The following is an 825-nucleotide window of genomic DNA, read 5'->3' as shown; positions in this document are numbered from 1 at the left end:
CCCTGTCACGGCGAAGATCGCGGGTTCAAATCCCGTCGAGACCGTTTAAGTTTTAGTAAAAACTTAATCATACCAAGTATTAGACTCGTTAGCTCAGTTGGTAGAGCAATTGACTTTTAATCAATGGGTCGCTGGTTCGAGCCCAGCACGGGTCATCAAGCGGATGTGGCGGAATTGGCAGACGCACTAGATTTAGGATCTAGCGCTTTACGGCGTGGGGGTTCAAGTCCCTTCATCCGCATTTGTCGTCAGACAATGCAATAAGCTTAACGCTTATACACTGCCTTAGCCGGCTTAGCTCAGTTGGTAGAGCATCTGATTTGTAATCAGAGGGTCGCGTGTTCAAATCATGTAGCCGGCATTACAATTAAATAATGATATGCGAAAGTAGTTCAGTGGTAGAACATCACCTTGCCAAGGTGGGGGTCGCGGGTTCGAACCCCGTCTTTCGCTTATGCTAGAGGTAAGCCGGGGTGGCGGAACTGGCAGACGCACAGGACTTAAAATCCTGCGAAGGGTGACCTTCGTACCGGTTCGATTCCGGTCCTCGGCATTTCTTGATCACAGTGTGATAGGGAATGAGTTAAACTAGTGCTTACATAGACTAACAGATAGTAGCACCCTTGGCTCAACTGGATAGAGTACCTGACTACGAATCAGGCGGTTGCAGGTTCGAATCCTGCAGGGTGCATCAAGATTATCTAAGATTCGAGAGTAGATAATCTTGATGTGATAGAGATATAAATTATTCGGGAAGTAGCTCAGCTTGGTAGAGTACTTGGTTTGGGACCAAGGTGTCGCAGGTTCGAATCCTGTCTTCCCGAT

Annotated in this window: 7 tRNA genes; all 7 read left to right on the top strand. The window is 47.6% G+C overall.

What is annotated here, in order from left to right:
* Positions 1 to 82: 82 nt before the first annotated feature.
* The 7 genes from RU86_RS11820 to RU86_RS11790 all read left to right on the top strand — a co-directional run bounded on the left by RU86_RS11820 (position 83) and on the right by RU86_RS11790 (position 824).
* Positions 83 to 155, top strand: a tRNA-Lys gene (locus RU86_RS11820).
* Positions 156 to 159: 4 nt separating this feature from the next.
* A tRNA-Leu gene (locus RU86_RS11815) sits at positions 160 to 241 on the top strand.
* Positions 242 to 288: 47 nt separating this feature from the next.
* Positions 289 to 361 (top strand) — tRNA-Thr (locus RU86_RS11810).
* Positions 362 to 381: 20 nt separating this feature from the next.
* Positions 382 to 453, top strand: a tRNA-Gly gene (locus RU86_RS11805).
* 14 nt (positions 454 to 467) lie between these two features.
* A tRNA-Leu gene (locus RU86_RS11800) sits at positions 468 to 553 on the top strand.
* A gap of 64 nt (positions 554 to 617) precedes the next feature.
* Positions 618 to 691: transfer RNA gene (locus RU86_RS11795), tRNA-Arg, on the top strand.
* Positions 692 to 750: 59 nt separating this feature from the next.
* A tRNA-Pro gene (locus RU86_RS11790) sits at positions 751 to 824 on the top strand.
* Position 825: the final 1 nt, after the last annotated feature.

Origin of the sequence: Pseudolactococcus piscium (genome assembly GCF_002441695.1) — a bacterium.
GTDB classification, from domain to species: Bacteria; Bacillota; Bacilli; order Lactobacillales; family Streptococcaceae; genus Pseudolactococcus; species Pseudolactococcus piscium.
This window is presented reverse-complemented; position numbering and strand designations above follow the sequence as displayed.